This window comes from Actinoplanes sp. OR16 (assembly GCF_004001265.1).
In the GTDB taxonomy this organism is placed as follows: Bacteria; Actinomycetota; Actinomycetes; order Mycobacteriales; family Micromonosporaceae; genus Actinoplanes.
In genome coordinates this window covers 7,767,548-7,782,717 of sequence record NZ_AP019371.1, presented here as the reverse complement: position 1 = coordinate 7,782,717, position 15,170 = coordinate 7,767,548, and the positions used below count along the sequence as shown (strand labels likewise).

The following is a 15,170-nucleotide window of genomic DNA, read 5'->3' as shown; positions in this document are numbered from 1 at the left end:
CCCGCCCTGCATGACGGCTGGCCCGCCCTGCATGACGGCTAGCCCGCCCGACATTTCGGATATGTCATGACAAAACTGCGGGTGGGGGTCGTCGGGGCGGGGATGATCGGGCGGGATCATGTCCGGCGGCTGACCAGTGTCGTCGCCGGTGCCGAGGTGGTCGCGGTGGCCGACGTGGACGAGAGCGCCGCCGCTCAGGTCGCCGATGCATGCGGGGCCACTGTGCGACCCGGTGACCGGCTGATCGAAGACCCCGACGTGGATGCCGTGCTGGTCTGCTCGTGGGGCGGCACTCATGAGGAGTATGTGCTCGCCGCCATCGCCGCCGGTAAACCCGTGTTCTGCGAGAAGCCACTGGCCCCCACACCCGAAGCGTGCCTGCGGATCGTGGAAGCGGAGGTCGCGCGAGGCCACCGACTGGTGCAAGTCGGATATATGCGGAGATATGACCCTGCTTATCGCGCCCTCAGACGCGAGCTCGACTCCGGGTCGATCGGTGCGCCGCTGATGATGCACTGCGCGCACCGGAACGCCGGCGTGCCCGGCTTCTACCGGGCCGAGGACATGATCGCGGACACCGCGGTGCACGAGATCGACATGGTGCGGTGGATGTTCCGGACCGAGGTGGTGGCGGTCCGGGTGCTGCGGCCCCGGGCCAGCGGCAACGCCGGCGACCTGCCCGACCCGATGCTGCTGATCCTGGAACTGGCCGGCGGTGTGCTGGTCGACGTGGAGATCTCGGTGAACGTCCGGTACGGCTACGACATCCGTGGCGAGATCCTCGGCGAGAACGGCACGGCGGCGCTCGGTGAATCCGGGCTGGTCGCGGTGCGCCGGGACGGCCGGCTCGCCTCGCCGGTCGCCGGTGACTGGCGGGAGCGGTTCGGCGCGGCCTACGACGCCGAGCTGCGGTCCTGGGTCACGGGTCTTCGTGAGGGCGCAGCGGCGGACGGGCCGAGTGCCTGGGACGGTTACGCCGCGGCCACCGTGTCGGCCGCGGCGCAGTCGTCCCTTCGTACCGGGGAAAGGGTGTTGATCTCCGAAATCGCGAAGCCGGCGCTCTATGACGGCAGCACGAGCACCTGACCGGGAATGATCCGATCCGGGTTGTCCAGGACGTCGCGGTTCAGGCGGAAGATCTCCGGCCAGCGGTTGCCGTCGCCGAGCTGCGCCTTGGCGATGCCGAAGAGCGTGTCCCCCCGCCGCACGATGTGGAGCCTCGGGATCGGGCCGACCGGCTCCTGCGGCGGCAGGACGAACACCTGGCCGGGGAAGATCCGGTTCGGGTCGCGGATCTCCTTGCGGTTGAGCACGTAGATCTGCGTCCACCGGCGCTCGTCGCCGAGCTGGCCGCGGGCGATGCCGGTGAGCGTGTCGCCGCTCTTGACCGTGTAGGTGCGCGGCTTCGGCGGCGCGGCCGGTCCGCCCAGGACGCCGGCGAGCCGCAGCAGGTCGGCGAGCTCATAGGTGCCCGGTCTGGTGGCCGGCAGGGTGGGCCGCCAGCCCGGTGCCTTGAGGATCGAGTCCTCGCTGCGCCGGATCAGCCCGATCAGGACCTCGGCGATGATGGTGCTGCCGACCGGTCCGAGCCGGGCGCCCCGGTGGAAGTGCTGCGCCTCGGCGAGGATGTAGTACCAGAGCGGGGTCCGGGACTCGAAACCGCCGGCGGTCAGCGCCCTGGCCTGATCGCTGTCGCCGCCACCCGCGGCGGCGATGATGTCGTCCTTGGCCAGCACCTGCGCGCCGAGCAGCTGCGCGACGGCCTGGCCGGTGGGCAGCCGCAGACGGTAACCGCGCAGCAGGTTGCGGGCGGCGAGCCGGGCGGCGAGGTCGGGTGTCTCCCGCTCACCCCGGATGGTCTGCAGGTTGAACAGCGCCAGGTCGCCGACCTTCGCCAGCGAGGTGTCGATCTTGCGGGCCTTCTGCGCCTTGTCGCCGATCACCCGCTCCCACTCGATGATCCAGTTCTCCGGCAGCGTCTCGAAGTCGCGCAGCTCGCCGCTGAACGCGGTGAACGTGAAGAGCAGTTCGAGGGTGGCCGCCCGGCCGGCGGCGACGTTGAAGTTCTCGTTGAAGTCGTAGCCGGCGCGGACCATCGAGTGACCGAACCGGTACGCCGCAACGGAGAACTCCAGCGGCATGAAGAAGGTCTCGCCGTACGGATTGAACCAGCGGTTGCCGTTCTTCACGATGTCGTCGACGATCCCGGGCTCGGCGACCCGCTCCCGGAGGAAGTCGTGCACCACGATCCACTGGTAGTGCTGACGCAGCGTGCGGCGTGCGGCCTCGAACGACAGACCCTGCTTGACCAGGGCGTTGTGTGCCTTCAGGAAGGCCAGGTGCAGCTGGGAGATGATGGTGTTCTCGTCGTTGCGGTCGTCACCGATCAGCGCGGCGCGGTCGTGCGTGAAGTCGTCGTTGCGCGGTTCGCGGGGCAGGTCGTTGTCGTCGCCCTTGCCGTCCGGGCGCTTGAGCGGAGGCCGCGTGCTGTTGGTGCCGGCGACCTTGCCGATCTGCATCAGGTTGCTGTTCTCCGGGTCGCGCGGCGCCGGCGGCTCGTAGACGCTGTCCAGATCGAGGGTCGCGCTGCGCCGGTTGGCGAGCGCCGACCGAACCTGTGCCAGCGGCAGCGGCGTCATCCCGGGCGCGAGCAGTTCGGTCATGGTGCCGGAACCCGGCTTCTGGATCTCCTGGGTGATGTCGTGGTCGATGAACTGCCCGAGGTACGTGTATGCGGCCGGGATCGGGCCGTCGTCACCCTGGTCCGGATCGGCCATCGCGGTGCCGAGCGCCGCCAGCTTCTCCGGCGTCTTCGGCGTCTGCTCGACCAGGTTGGCCTCGTCGTCCTGCAGGCCTGGGAAGAGCAGGTCGAACGGTCCGAACGGTGGTGGGGCGGCGAGGGCGAACGAGGCTTCGGAACGAGCGCTGAAAGCAACGATGTCGGCGCGGGCTGCGTTGACTTCGTCTTCGGTGAGAGGTTTTCCGTGTGCGAGACGCGCCATGGTGGCTTCCCTTCGCAACGATTCTGGCGATGCGGCCGTGCGACATCGTTCGCGCGGTCGTGGGCCCACGATTCGGTAGCTCTACCCGGGCCACCTTAGGAAGGTTCCACTACGGAGGGAGACGTGTGGATGACACATTGGAGTGGTTGTGTTCGCAGATGGCGTCGATTCAGCCGTTAGGGCGGTGCCGCAACCCCTCGAAGGCGAACGTGGAGATCGTCGCGGCGATGGCGGCCGGGTCGCCGCGGTCCGGGCGGTACCACTCGATCAGCGAGTTGACCATGCCGAAGATCAGGCGGGCCGCGGTGGCCGGGTCGACGTCGGCGCGGATGCCGCCCTCGGCCTGAGCCCGCGCGACCAGGTCGGTGACCAGGCGGTCGAACTCGCGGCGGCGGGCCAGCGCGTGCTGCTCGGCCTCGGTGTTGCCGTGCACGCGCAGCAGCAGGGTGACGAATGCGAGGCGCTCGGCGAGGACCAGGACGCTGCGCCGGATCAGGGTCTCCAGCTTCGCGGTGGCCGACGGCGCGTCGTTGTCGGCGGCCGCCTCGAAGAGGCCGTCCAGCGCCCGGTCGACGGCCATCGTGAGCAGCTGTTCCTTGCTGGTGACGTGGTGGTAGAGCGTCGACTTGGTGATGCCGAGCGACTCGGCCACGTCGAACATGCTGGTGGCGTCGTAGCCACGGTCGTTGAACAGCCGCACCGCGGCGGTGAGCACGGCGTCCTGGTCGTGGCCGGGGCGTCCGCGGCGGCGCGGGGTCATGGTCAACTAATCTACCGCTTGATTTACCGACCGATTGGACGGTAAATAGAGGGGTGAATCCTGCTGAGCTGTACGAGACCCATCGCGAGCTTCTGGCGCGCGCGATCGAGGCGACCGTCGCGCGCGACTACTGGTCCGCCTTCCCGGAGTCGCCCAGCAAATCGGTCTACGGCGACGAGGCCGCCCCGGCCGGCGAGCGCGCCTTCACCGCGCTGCTCGGCAAGCCGTTCCCGATCGACGTCCCGGGCGCGGTGGGCACGGTCGCCACCGAGCGCTCGCCGTACGGTCTGGAGCTGGCCGTCAGCTACCCCAGGGCCGACCCGCACGCCCTCGTCGCCGCGGCCCGCGCCGCCACCCCCGGCTGGCGTGCCGCCGGACCGGAGGGCCGGGCCGGGGTGGCCGCCGAGATCCTGCGCCGGATCAACGCCGCCGGCTTCGAGATCGCCCACGCCGTGCAGCACACCACCGGCCAGGCGTTCGTCATGGCGTTCCAGGCCGGCGGCGCACACGCCCAGGACCGCGGCCTCGAAGCCGTCGCCTGCGCCCTCGCCGCCACGACCCGGCTGCCGTCCCGGTCGGCCTGGTCGAAACCGCAGCGCGGCGGCGACCCGCTGACCCTCTCGAAGACCGCGACGGTGGTCGGCCGCGGCGTGTCCGTGGTGATCGGCTGCACCACGTTCCCGACCTGGAACAGCTACCCCGGCATCTTCGCCAGCCTGGTCACCGGCAACCCGGTGATCGTGAAGCCGCACCCCGGCGCCGTCCTGCCGCTCGCCATCACCGTGCGGATCGCCCGGGAGGTGCTGACCGAGGCCGGCCTCGACCCCCACGTGATCACCCTGGCCGCCGAGGAGCCCGGCGACGGCATCGCCGCGACCCTCGCCACCCACCCGGACGTGCGGATCGTCGACTTCACCGGGGGAAGCGAGTTCGGCGACTGGCTGGAGGCGAACGCGCGGCAGGCCGTCGTCTACACCGAGAAGGCCGGTCTCAACACCGTCGTCCTCGACTCGACGGCCGACTACCGCGGGCTGCTGCGCAACCTGGCGTTCTCACTCTCGCTCTACAGCGGCCAGATGTGCACGACACCGCAGAACATCCTGATCCCTCGCGACGGCATCGAGACCGATGCGGGTCACCGCAGTGCCGACGAGTTCGGCGCGGATCTCGCGGCGGCGCTCGGCAAGCTGCTCGGCGATCCGGCACGGGCGGCCGGCACGCTCGGGGCGATCGTCAACGACGGTGTGCTGGCGCGGCTCTCCGAGGCTGCGTCCCTGTCGGCCATCGCCGCCTCCACCGCTGTCCAGGATCCGCATTTCGCGGAGGCGACGATCCGGACACCCCTCGTCGCTCGGCTCGACGCCGCCGACGAGAAGACCTTCACCCGGGAGTGGTTCGGCCCGGTCTCCTTCCTGATCACGACCGAGTCCACCGATCACAGTCTGAAGATCTTCACGGAGACCGTACGAGCCCATGGCGCTCTGTCGGCTCTCGTCCACTCGACCTCGCCCGCGGTGATCGAGGCAGCGAGGGAAGCCGCTCTGGACGCCGGCGTGCACCTGTCCGAGAACCTCACCGGCGGGGTGTTCGTGAACCAGACGGCGGCGTTCAGCGACCTGCACGGCACCGGCGCGAACCCGGCGGCGACGGCGGCGCTGACCGACGACTGGTTCGTGACCGGCCGGTTCTTCACCCTCCAGTCCCGGCGGCACTCGTGACCGCTTTTGAGCAGGCTATCGCGAAGGATCAGCGGATCGAGCCCGCCGACGAGATGCCGGACGGCTACCGCAAGACGATGATCCGGCAGATCGCCCAGCACGCCCACTCCGAGATCATCGGCATGCAGCCGGAAGGTGAGTGGATCACCAAGGCGCCGACGCTGCGGCGCAAGGCGATCCTGCTCGCCAAGGTTCAGGACGAGGCGGGCCACGGCCTCTACCTCTACTCGGCCGCCGAGACGCTCGGCGCCGACCGGGGCGATCTCACCCGGCGGCTGATCGAGGGCCGGCAGAAGTACTCGTCGATCTTCAACTATCCGACGCTCTCCTTCGCCGACGTCGGCGTCATCGGCTGGCTCGTCGACGGCGCCGCCATCTGCAACCAGGTGCCGCTCTGCCGCAGCTCCTACGGGCCCTACGCCCGCGCGATGATCAGGATCTGCAAGGAGGAGTCCTTTCACCAGCGCCAGGGGTACGAGTTGCTGCTCACCATGATGGGCGGCACCCCGGAACAGCGGGGCATGGTGCAGGACGCCGTCGACCGCTGGTGGTGGCCGTCGCTGATGATGTTCGGCCCGCCCGACGCCGACTCCCCGAACACCGCGCAGTCGATGGCCTGGAAGATCAAGCGGCACACGAACGACGAGCTGCGCCAGCGGTTCGTCGACATGACCGTGCCGCAGGCCGCCGCTCTCGGGGTGACCCTGCCGGACCCTTCGCTGAAGTGGAACCCGGAGAGAGGCCACCACGACTTCGGGCAGCCCGACTTCGACGAGCTCAAGCGGGTCATCTCCGGTGGCGGCGCGCTGAACGAGCAGCGCATCGCCCGGCGGCGGCAGGCCGACGAGGACGGCGCCTGGGTCCGGGAGGCAGCCGTGGCGCACGCGGCGAAGCACGCGGGGGTGAAGCCGTGAACCACGAATGGCCGCTCTTCGAGGTGTTCGTGCGGGCCAAGCGCGGCCTCAACCACGTGCACGTGGGATCGCTGCGGGCCGCCGACCACGAGATGGCGCTGCACCACGCGCGTGATCTCTACACCCGGCGCAACGAGGGCGTCAGCATCTGGGTGGTGCGGTCCGACCAGGTCGCGGCGTCCGACCCGGGGGAGAAGGAGTCGTTCTTCGAACCCAGCCAGGACAAGGTCTACCGCCATCCCACGCACTACTCGATCCCGTCGTCAGTGCCGCACATCTGAGGGGTTCTGTTGGCTTTCGACGATGCCTACTCGGCACTCACCGATCATGAGGACGACGCGCGGTGGGCGTTCGGTACCGGCTTCTCCGACTCTCTTTCCTCCGTTCCGGTGGATCTGCTCGCCGACATCGACATCTCCGACTTCTCGGCATATTGCCTGATGCTCGGCGATGACGCACTGATCCTGTCGCATCGGCTTCAGGAGTGGGTGACGCGCGCGCCCGAACTGGAGGACGAGCTGGCGATCGCCAACATCGCCCTCGACCTGCTCGGGCAGGCACGCCTGCTGCTGACCCGGGCCGGCCAGGCGCTGGACCGCTCCGAGGACGATCTGGCGTTCGGGCGCGCCCCCGGTGATTTCCGGAACGTCCGCCTGGCCGAACGGGCCGATGCCGACTTCGCCGAACTGGCAGGCCGGCTGTTCCTGATGGTGACCTGGCGGCTGGCCGTCTTCGATCGCCTGTCGGCGTCGCGGGATCCGATGCTGGCCGCCATCGCCGCGAAAGGCGTCAAGGAGCTGACCTACCACCGGGACTACGCGGCGCAGTGGGTGGTTCGCCTCGGCGACGGTACGCCGGAATCACACCGCCGGATGTCCGCGGCGATGACGGCGCTGCTGCCGCTGACCGGGGAACTGTTCGTGCCGCATCCGGTCGAGTCCCGCCTCGTCCCGGCCGGCGTCGCCGTGGACCCGGCGGCGGTGCGGACCGAGTTCGAGGGCGTGCTCGCTCAGGTTCTCAGCGCGGCGACGCTGTCCGGTCCCGTCGCTCTCGGTGATGCTGCGCCCGCCGGCGGCCGGGATGGTGCGCACACCGCGGAGCTGTCCTCGATCCTGCGGGAGATGCGAAGCGTGGCTCACGCCGTACCGGGCGGTGTGTGGTGAAAGCAGCGCAGGTGGTGGCGTCCGTCGTCGATCCCGAATTGCCCATGATCACGCTCGCTGAGCTGGGCGTGGTGCGGGATGTGCGGGAGGAGGGGGCGAGTGTCGTCGTCACCGTCACGCCCACCTACTCGGGATGCCCGGCCATGGACAGCATCCGATCCGACATCAGAGGCTCCTTGCTGCGAGCGGGATTCGCACGGGTGGACGTCCGTACCGTCATCGCCCCGGCCTGGACCACCGACTGGATCAGCGAAACCGGCAGGCGCAAGCTCGCCGAGGCGGGCATCGCCCCGCCCGGACCCGCGCCCCGGCGCGCCGCCGGACCCGTCCCGCTGGCCCTGACCACCCGCCCGGCCGCCGTCGCCTGCCCCCGATGCGGGCACGCGGACACCGAGACGGTGACCGCCTTCGGCGCCACCGCGTGCCGGGACCTGCGGCGCTGCCCGGCCTGCCGAGAGCCGTTCGAGCACATGAAGGAGATCTGAGGGTGGTCGACTTCCACGCGCTGCGGGTGGCCGCGATCGATCGCCTCTGCGCGGACGCTGTCGCCGTCACGTTCGAGGTGCCGTCGCCGCTGGCGGACCGTTTCTCGTTCCGGCCCGGCCAGTCGCTGACCGTCCGGCGCGGCGGCCTCGACGAGCGGCGGACCTATTCGATCTGCTCGCCGGCCGGGGCGGCGCCACGGATCGGGGTCCGCGAGGTCCCCGGTGGCGCGATCTCCAGCTGGATCGTGCATGAGCTGCGGGCCGGTGACCTGGTCGAGGTGGCGCCGCCGGCCGGGACGTTCACGCCTGACCTGACGGGCGGTGGGCGGCACGTGCTGATCGCGGCCGGTTCCGGGATCACTCCGGTGCTGTCGATCGCCGCCTCGCTGCTGCGCGATCCGCGTACCGACGTGGTGGTGCTCTACGGCAATCGCCGGACGGACACGGTGATGTTCGCGGAGGAGCTCGCCGACCTGAAGGACGCCTATCCGGACCGGCTTCAAGTGGTGCACGTGCTGTCGCGGGAGAACCGTGAAGTGGAACTGTTCACCGGACGGCTGGACGGCGAACGGCTGCGGGCGCTGCTCCCCCTGCTCGTCGACGTGTCCGCGATCGATCACTGGTGGCTGTGCGGGCCGTTCGGGATGGTCACCGACGCGACGGCCATGCTCGGCGAGGCCGGAGTAGCGCCGTCCCGGATCCACCGTGAGCTGTTCTGGGTCGACGAGGCGCCGCCGTCGCCGGTCCGTGCCGAGTCGGCCCCGGACGGTCCTCGCAGCGAAGTGACAGTGGTCCTCGACGGCCGCTCCACCACGATCGACGTCCCGGACGGCGTGGCACTGCTCGACGGGGCCCAGCCGGCCCGTCCCGATCTGCCGTTCGCCTGCAAGGGCGGGGTGTGCGGCACCTGCCGCGCCCGGGTCGTCGACGGGGAGGTGGAGATGCGGCGCAACTTCGCGCTGGAGCCCGCCGAGGTGGAGGCCGGGTTCGTGCTGACCTGCCAGGCGCGGGCGCTTTCCGCTAAGGTTGTGGTCGATTTCGATCAGTGATTCGTGGCGTTTCGGTTGGCCGTGGCTTTTCCGTCGGCCGTGGTTTCTCGGTTGGCCGTGGTTTCTCGGTTGGCCGTGGTTTCTCGGTTGGCCGTGGTTTCTCGGTTGGCCGTGGTTTCTCGGTTGGCCGTGGTTTCTCGGTTGGCCGTGGTTTCTCGGTTGGCCGTGGCTTCTCAGTCGGTCGCGGCTTTGAGGAACGCGGCCGGCTTCTCCACCCAGGGGTAGTGGCCGCAGTCCTCGATCACGGTGACGTCGCCGTTCGGGAAGACGTCGGCGAGGGCCACGACGGGCGCGAGTCCGGTGAGGCAGTCCTCGGCGCCGGCGATCACCCGGACCGGTGTGGTGACCTTGCCGAGGCGCTCGGCGAAGTCCTCCGGGGGATTTACACTGAAATATGCCTGCACAGCGGGCAGTGACCAGCGGCCGATGGTGGCGTGCTGTTGCTCCTTGGCGGTCCAGGCGGCGTACCCGAGCGGCGCACACGTCAGATGCCAGCTGTTGAAGGCGTCCTCACTGCTGAGATCCGGCCCGCGCCTCGACGCCGCCACCGCCGCGTCGAAGGCCGGCTCACCCGTCCGGCGCGCGATCAGCTCAGCGGCGTCTGGCGCGACGGCGACCAGGTGAGTGGCCGGCGGCGTGATCAGAACGAGCCGTTCCAGCCGATCGGGGAACTGCGCGGCATAGGCGGTGGCCAACCTCGTCCCCGCCGAATGCCCGGCCAGGGCGATCCGTTCCAGCCCCAGGTGCGAGCGCAGTCCTTCGAGGTCGGAGGCCTGCCGCCAGTAGGACCCGGCCTTGGCCCGCCCGGCCGCGGACTCACCCACGCCGCGCAGATGAGGAACGACCAGCCTGCGGCTCGCCCCGAGCCCACCCAGATCACCCAGGTACGCGGGGTGCCGGGCCGCACCTCCCGCCAGCACGATCAGCGGCGCCTCAGCCGAGCCGGAATCGGTGTCGTCATAGTGCAGTGGCGCTCCATCGGCCCCGGCGTAAATCGGCACTCCCCGACCTTAACCATCCCGGTCAGCCCTCCACCCGCCACCCCGCTCCCGCCGCCTCCCGGTTGTTGGCCCGTGCTCGCCGTCTCCGGTTGTTGGCTCGTGCTCGCCGTCTCCAGCTGTTGGCCCGTGCTCGCTACCTTCAGGTTGTTGGCCCGTTCTCGCCGTCTCCGGTTGTCGGCCCGTTCCCGCTGCCTCCCGGTTGTCGGCCCGTTCTCGCCGTCTCCAGCTGTTGGCCCGTGCACGATGCCTCCCGGTTGCCGGCCCGTTCCCGCTGCCTCCGGCTGTCGGCCCGTTCCCGCTGTCGCCGCCTTCCAGTCGTTGTCCCGCTGCCGCCGATCTTGGAAACGCCAGCTCCTTTCCGAGATCTTGAGCGTTTCACCACCCAATCCGGTGGTGAAAGGGACTGTAAGAAAAACGGTGTAACTCCTGATCAAGGAGACACCAGATGACCGTGACGATCGATGCCACCGTGGATACTTCGGCGGTGGCCAAGAAGAAGGATCCGGCAACCACCCCGGAAGGCGTGGATGCCGAGCTAGTCGGCCAGCTGGTCGAGCAGGCCCGCGCAGCGGGCCTGCAACTGACCGGCGAAGGCGGTCTGCTGCAGCAGTTGACCAAGCGAGTGATCGAAGCCGCCCTCGATGGTGAGATCACCGATCACCTCGGCTATGAGAAACACGACCCGGCCGGCAAAGACGGCGGCAACTCCCGTAACGGGACCCGGGCCAAGACCGTGCTGACCGATGTCGGCCCGGTCGAGATCACCGTGCCGCGCGATCGCGACGCCTCGTTCGAGCCGCAGATCGTCAAGAAGCGGCAACGTCGGCTGACTGGTGTCGAGGACATGGTCCTGTCGCTGTCGGCGAAAGGCCTGACCACCGGGGAGATCAGCGCTCACCTGGCCGAGGTCTATGGCGCCGACGTCTCGCGCCAGACGATCTCCACGATCACCGATAAGGTCATCGACGGCATGGCCGAGTGGCAGAACCGGCCCCTCGACAGGGTCTATCCGGTGATCTTCCTGGACGCGATCAACGTCAAGATCCGCGACGGCAAAGTCGCCAACCGGCCCATCTACGTCGCCCTCGCGGTCACCGCCGAGGGCACCCGCGACATCCTCGGGCTCTGGGCTGGCGACGGCGGCGAAGGCGCCAAGTTCTGGTTCAGCGTGTGCACCGAGCTCAAGAACCGTGGTGTCGAGGACGTGCTGATGGCCGTCTGCGACGGCCTGACCGGGCTGCCTGACGCGATCAACACCGTCTGGCCGAAGACCGTGGTCCAGACCTGCGTGGTGCACCTGCTGCGCAACTCGTTCAAATACGCCGGCCGCCAGCACTACGACGCCATCGCCAAGGCACTCAAGCCGGTCTACACCGCACCGACCGAGCAGGCTGCCGAGCAGCGCTTCCTGGAGTTCGCTGAGGCCTGGGGCGAGCGATATCCGGCGATCGTCCGGCTCTGGGAGAACGCCTGGGCCGAGTTCGTGCCGTTCCTCGCGTTCGACGCCGAAATCCGTAAGGTCGTCTGCTCCACCAACGCGATCGAGAGCGTGAACGCCCGCATCCGCCGCGCCGTCCGGGCCCGCGGGCACTTCCCGAACGAGCAGGCCGCCCTGAAATGCGTCTACCTGGCCGTGATGGCCCTGGACCCGACCGGCGCTGGCCGCCGCCGCTGGACCATCCGCTGGAAACCCGCCCTCAACGCCTTCGACCTCGCCTTCGAAGGACGGCTCACCGCAGGCCGCAACTAACCCTCAACAAGATCGAGTTACACCGTTTTCTTGACAGTCCCTGGTGAAACGCTCAAGATCTCCCGCGAGGTGAGGCCAGCGAGGGGTCTGGGAGGTTGGCCGTGGGGTGAGGCCAGCGAGGGGTCTGGGAGGTTGGCCGCGAGGTGAGGGCCAGCGAGGGGCCTGGGAGGTTGGCCGTGAGGCGAGGCTGCGAAAGGCGGGGCTGCCAACGGCGGGGGCTGCGAAAGGCGGGGCTGCGAAAGGCGGGGCTGCGAAAGGCGGGGCTGCGAAAGGCGAGGCTGCGAAAGGCGAGGCTGCGAAAGGCGGGGCTACCAAGGCGGAGCTGCGAAGGCCGGGCAGCGAGCTGGGGCGTCGGGTGGGTCAGAGGAGGCGGGATACGTGTTCGGCTCGGATTCGGGTGCTCAGGTGGGTCGGATCCAGGTTGGCGCAGAGGACTATGGACGCCCCGGCCGTCAGTGGCGACATCAGCCAGATCAGGGGGTCCTCGACTGCTGAGGTCTCGATCAGGACTCGGTCGCCGGCTGTGATGCCGCGTGCTCGGGCCACTTCGGCGGCTACTGCGCCGTATTCCCCGAACGTCGTGCCGTCCACGGTGGCGATCTCACCTTCGGCGGCGGTTGATCGCGGTGGGGGTGCTCCCCGATGAGCGCGGGCTGCTGACGGGAAGTCGCGGTAGCCGAACGGGACGTCCGGCATCGGCGCGCCGGAGGGCGCCAGCCCGAGCACGAACTGGTGCACCGCCGGTGGGATCTCCTCCAGCCAGCTGCCGACCCGCCGCCGCTCCACGAACGTCACATCCAGCGCCGGGCCGTGATCCGGCGCCAGCCCGGCGGTCGCCCAGCCACGGAACGACACCTCGATCCCGGCCGCCCACGCGCCGAGCAGCACGGCCGCGGTCTGCCAGTGCGGCGGCAGCAGCACGCCCGCGCGGCTGCCCCGGCGCAGCCCGCACTCCCGGGTGAGCAGGGCAGCGGTGGCGGCGACCCAGTCACCCAGCTCGGGCGCGGTCAACCCGAAGCGTTCCCCGGTGGCGTCGTCGTAGTACGTGAGGATCTCGTCCGTCATCGACTTCCGAGGCTATCGGCGGCAGGGCCCGCCCGTAATCACCCGCACGGGGTCAAGCCGCCTCCATCATGTGCGACTCCCGCGCCTCGGCCGCATAGCGGGCCATCAGGTGCACGGTCGCCGGTCCGGCCTCGCCGTCGGCCTCCAGACCGGTCCGCCGCTGAAAATACCGGACCGCTTCGGCCAGTTCGGCGTCGTCGGGCCCGATCGTCACGCCCATGTCGGTGAACAACTCCCGCAGCGTCGCCGGATCGGCCGGCGGGGTCCGGCCGCCCCAGCCGATCAAGCCGCCGACGGCGGTGCCGACAACGGTGAGCATTCCTCGTGCGGACATGTGTGCCTCCCCTTCTGCGCTGATGCATCAAGCGTCGCGGGAAAGGCTGTGCACGACATCGGACCGAAGTCTCCGAATCCTGTGGCCGTCTACCACTTTCGGCCGATGCCGGAGGTCTGCTCGACCGGCACATCGACCGGGGCGCGCGGATCAGGACCGGCAGAGGTGGGAGCGGGCCAAGGAGACGACGGCGGCCGCGTCAGCGGTGCTCAGGCCGTACCCCGCAAGGCTCTTCGCCACCGCGACCCGCCGCTGGCCGGCGGCGAGTCCCGCACATGCTTGATCACCCAGGTCGGTGATCTCCTCAGGTCGCATGTCGAGCGTCATCTCGGGCAGCCGCCCGCGAACCGCCGCGAGGAAACCGGCCGACGGCGCGGAAGCGGCGGCCGGAGAAGGCCATCCCGGAGTGCTCGCCGACTGGACAGGCTGTGCGGACGCAGACGCGGACGCAGACGCGGATGCGGACGGCGACGGATCAGGGGACGGCTGCTCGGTGGTCGCTGCGGGGAGAGGCGACGCCGGCGCGGCTCGCCATTCGGGCGGGGAAGCATCGGTACCGCACCCGGCGATCAGCGGCATCGTCGCGGCGGCGAGGACGAGGGGCAGGCAGAGCCGCTTCACCGCTTTCCCGGGACCGGGACGCGCGGCAGGTCGGGGAGGAATGAACGGCCGCTCACCGCGGGCTCGGGGACGGGTTCGCCGGCGGGTTCGGGCTCGGGCTCGTCGGTTGTGGAGAAGCGGGGAGGAAGCTGGGGGAGCGCTGTACGCAGAGCCGCTGCCGGCTCGCTGATGGTCGGGCCGAAGGGGCGGCGTTCGACCACCGTTCGCGTGGTGTTCGTGGGGGACACGCGGGGAACCTTAGAGGTCAGGCGCGCGCGTCCGCGGCGGCGCGCCGATTCTGTCCGGACGGTCGGCAGGTCCCACCCGGACGGGCGACCGCGTTCGCATTCCGGCTACCCGGTCGGGCGACGTGGTGGGGACGCAGCGCACACAGCGAAGTCACAGAGCGCTCACCGCCGGACGACAATGTGGCGGCGCATCGTCGTTCTCATGACCGACTTGCTGACGCGCCCCGCCACGAACGACATCCCGCCGACGCACATCGCCCCGGTGATGATGAAGCCGCCGCGGGACCCGCGGTGGAAGAAGCGGGTGGCCGGTGGGGCCGCGGTTCTGGTGCTGGTGGCCGGCGGCGGCAGCGCCGGGGCGTACTTCATGGAGGAGCACCTCGCGAACACCTCCGTCGCGACCGCCGGCGCCACGGCCGGCACCCAGGCCGCCGTGGTCACCGAGGGCACCGATCTGGCGCCGATCGTGGCGCAGGTCCAGCCGAGCGTCGTGACGGTCCTGGTCGACAGCGCGCGGTCGTCGTCGCTCGGCTCCGGGGTGGTGCTCAGCTCCGACGGCCTGATCCTCACGAACAACCACGTGATCGAGTCGGACGGCACGGTGAGCGTGCGGCTGTCCACCGGGCAGACCGTCCCGGCCACCGTGGTCGCCGCCGACGCCACCCACGACCTGGCGCTGGTTCAGGCGACCGGGCTGTCCGGCCTGACCCCGGTCACGTTCGCCACCGACGACACCGTCGCGGTCGGCGACACGGTGCTGGCGTTCGGCGCGCCCCTCGGTCTGGAGGGCACCGTCACCTCGGGCATCGTGTCCGCCCTGGACCGCAGCCTGGACACCGGGGACGAGCAACTGAGCGGCCTGCTGCAGACCGACGCCGCGATCAACCAGGGCAACTCGGGTGGCGCGCTCGTCGACATGTCCGGGCACCTCGTCGGCATCAACGTCGCGATCGCCACCTCCGGCGACAGCACCGGCAGTGTCGGCCTGGGATTCGCCATCCCGGCCGACACCGTCACCAGCGTCGTGGCCCAGCTGAAGGCGCAGATCAGCACGACCCGCTGAGTCAGCCGGCCCGCTGAC

General features: G+C 70.0%; 16 protein-coding genes. 9 read left to right on the top strand and 7 right to left on the bottom strand.

What is annotated here, in order from left to right; translation table 11 throughout:
* The first annotated feature begins 66 nt into the window (after positions 1-66).
* The gene (locus EP757_RS35870; protein WP_127552810.1) at positions 67-1,086 is read left to right on the top strand and encodes a Gfo/Idh/MocA family protein; all 1,020 of its coding nucleotides are present in this window, start codon (positions 67-69) and stop codon (positions 1,084-1,086) included.
* Here the strand turns inward: EP757_RS35870 and EP757_RS43560 are convergent.
* Both EP757_RS43560 and EP757_RS35860 read right to left on the bottom strand, forming a co-directional pair.
* Positions 1,062-3,002 carry a LysM peptidoglycan-binding domain-containing protein gene (locus EP757_RS43560; protein ID WP_127552809.1) on the bottom strand — a complete coding sequence of 647 codons (1,941 nt, stop codon included), beginning with the start codon at positions 3,000-3,002 and terminating at the stop codon, positions 1,062-1,064. The genes EP757_RS35870 and EP757_RS43560 overlap by 25 nt on opposite strands.
* A 169-nt stretch (positions 3,003-3,171) precedes the next feature.
* Positions 3,172-3,762, bottom strand: a complete 591-nt coding sequence (locus EP757_RS35860; protein ID WP_127552808.1) for a TetR/AcrR family transcriptional regulator — start codon at positions 3,760-3,762, stop codon at positions 3,172-3,174.
* Positions 3,763-3,815: 53 nt separating this feature from the next.
* On the opposite strand from EP757_RS35860, the gene paaN reads away from it, so the two are divergent.
* Genes paaN through paaE form a run of 6 tightly spaced genes read left to right on the top strand, consistent with a single transcriptional unit; the run spans position 3,816 to position 9,091 of the window.
* A complete protein-coding gene (gene paaN / locus EP757_RS35855) occupies positions 3,816-5,480 on the top strand; it encodes a phenylacetic acid degradation protein PaaN (protein WP_232050179.1) in 1,665 nt (554 codons plus the stop codon).
* A gap of 53 nt (positions 5,481-5,533) precedes the next feature.
* The gene (paaA, locus tag EP757_RS35850) at positions 5,534-6,394 is read left to right on the top strand and encodes a 1,2-phenylacetyl-CoA epoxidase subunit PaaA (RefSeq protein ID WP_232050745.1); all 861 of its coding nucleotides are present in this window, start codon (positions 5,534-5,536) and stop codon (positions 6,392-6,394) included.
* The gene (gene paaB, locus EP757_RS35845; RefSeq protein WP_127552806.1) at positions 6,391-6,675 is read left to right on the top strand and encodes a 1,2-phenylacetyl-CoA epoxidase subunit PaaB; all 285 of its coding nucleotides are present in this window, start codon (positions 6,391-6,393) and stop codon (positions 6,673-6,675) included. The genes paaA and paaB overlap by 4 nt, the downstream gene beginning before the upstream one ends.
* Positions 6,676-6,684: 9 nt before the next feature.
* Positions 6,685-7,557 (top strand): 1,2-phenylacetyl-CoA epoxidase subunit PaaC, encoded by an 873-nt coding sequence (gene paaC, locus EP757_RS35840; RefSeq protein WP_127552805.1) that lies wholly within the window; start codon positions 6,685-6,687, stop codon positions 7,555-7,557.
* Entirely contained in the window at positions 7,551-8,042 is a 492-nt protein-coding gene (gene paaD, locus EP757_RS35835; protein ID WP_255435297.1) for a 1,2-phenylacetyl-CoA epoxidase subunit PaaD, read from the top strand. The genes paaC and paaD overlap by 7 nt, the downstream gene beginning before the upstream one ends.
* Positions 8,043-8,044: 2 nt before the next feature.
* Positions 8,045-9,091, top strand: coding sequence for a 1,2-phenylacetyl-CoA epoxidase subunit PaaE (paaE, locus tag EP757_RS35830; protein ID WP_370457730.1), 1,047 nt, complete (start codon positions 8,045-8,047; stop codon positions 9,089-9,091).
* Positions 9,092-9,264: 173 nt separating this feature from the next.
* Here paaE and EP757_RS35825 read toward each other — a convergent pair whose 3' ends face one another.
* Complete coding sequence (locus tag EP757_RS35825; RefSeq protein WP_127552802.1) at positions 9,265-10,092, bottom strand: alpha/beta fold hydrolase; 828 nt, start codon at positions 10,090-10,092, stop codon at positions 9,265-9,267.
* 445 nt (positions 10,093-10,537) lie between these two features.
* Here EP757_RS35825 and EP757_RS35820 point away from each other — a divergent pair, with 445 nt between their 5' ends.
* Positions 10,538-11,842 carry an IS256 family transposase gene (locus EP757_RS35820; protein WP_232049958.1) on the top strand — a complete coding sequence of 435 codons (1,305 nt, stop codon included), beginning with the start codon at positions 10,538-10,540 and terminating at the stop codon, positions 11,840-11,842.
* A 360-nt stretch (positions 11,843-12,202) separates the two neighbouring features.
* Here the strand turns inward: EP757_RS35820 and EP757_RS35815 are convergent, their stop codons facing one another.
* The 4 genes from EP757_RS35815 to EP757_RS35800 all read right to left on the bottom strand — a co-directional run bounded on the left by EP757_RS35815 (position 12,203) and on the right by EP757_RS35800 (position 14,089).
* A complete protein-coding gene (locus EP757_RS35815) occupies positions 12,203-12,907 on the bottom strand; it encodes a TIGR03089 family protein (RefSeq protein ID WP_127552801.1) in 705 nt (234 codons plus the stop codon).
* Between the two features lie 52 nt (positions 12,908-12,959).
* Positions 12,960-13,241 carry a peptidoglycan-binding protein gene (locus EP757_RS35810; RefSeq protein ID WP_127552800.1) on the bottom strand — a complete coding sequence of 94 codons (282 nt, stop codon included), beginning with the start codon at positions 13,239-13,241 and terminating at the stop codon, positions 12,960-12,962.
* 150 nt (positions 13,242-13,391) lie between these two features.
* Positions 13,392-13,862, bottom strand: a complete 471-nt coding sequence (locus EP757_RS35805) for a DUF732 domain-containing protein (RefSeq protein WP_127552799.1) — start codon at positions 13,860-13,862, stop codon at positions 13,392-13,394.
* Positions 13,859-14,089, bottom strand: a complete 231-nt coding sequence (locus EP757_RS35800) for a hypothetical protein (RefSeq protein ID WP_127552798.1) — start codon at positions 14,087-14,089, stop codon at positions 13,859-13,861. The genes EP757_RS35805 and EP757_RS35800 overlap by 4 nt, the downstream gene beginning before the upstream one ends.
* A 202-nt stretch (positions 14,090-14,291) precedes the next feature.
* Between EP757_RS35800 and EP757_RS35795 the strand changes: the two genes are divergently transcribed.
* Positions 14,292-15,152 carry a S1C family serine protease gene (locus tag EP757_RS35795; RefSeq protein WP_127552797.1) on the top strand — a complete coding sequence of 287 codons (861 nt, stop codon included), beginning with the start codon at positions 14,292-14,294 and terminating at the stop codon, positions 15,150-15,152.
* Positions 15,153-15,170: the final 18 nt, after the last annotated feature.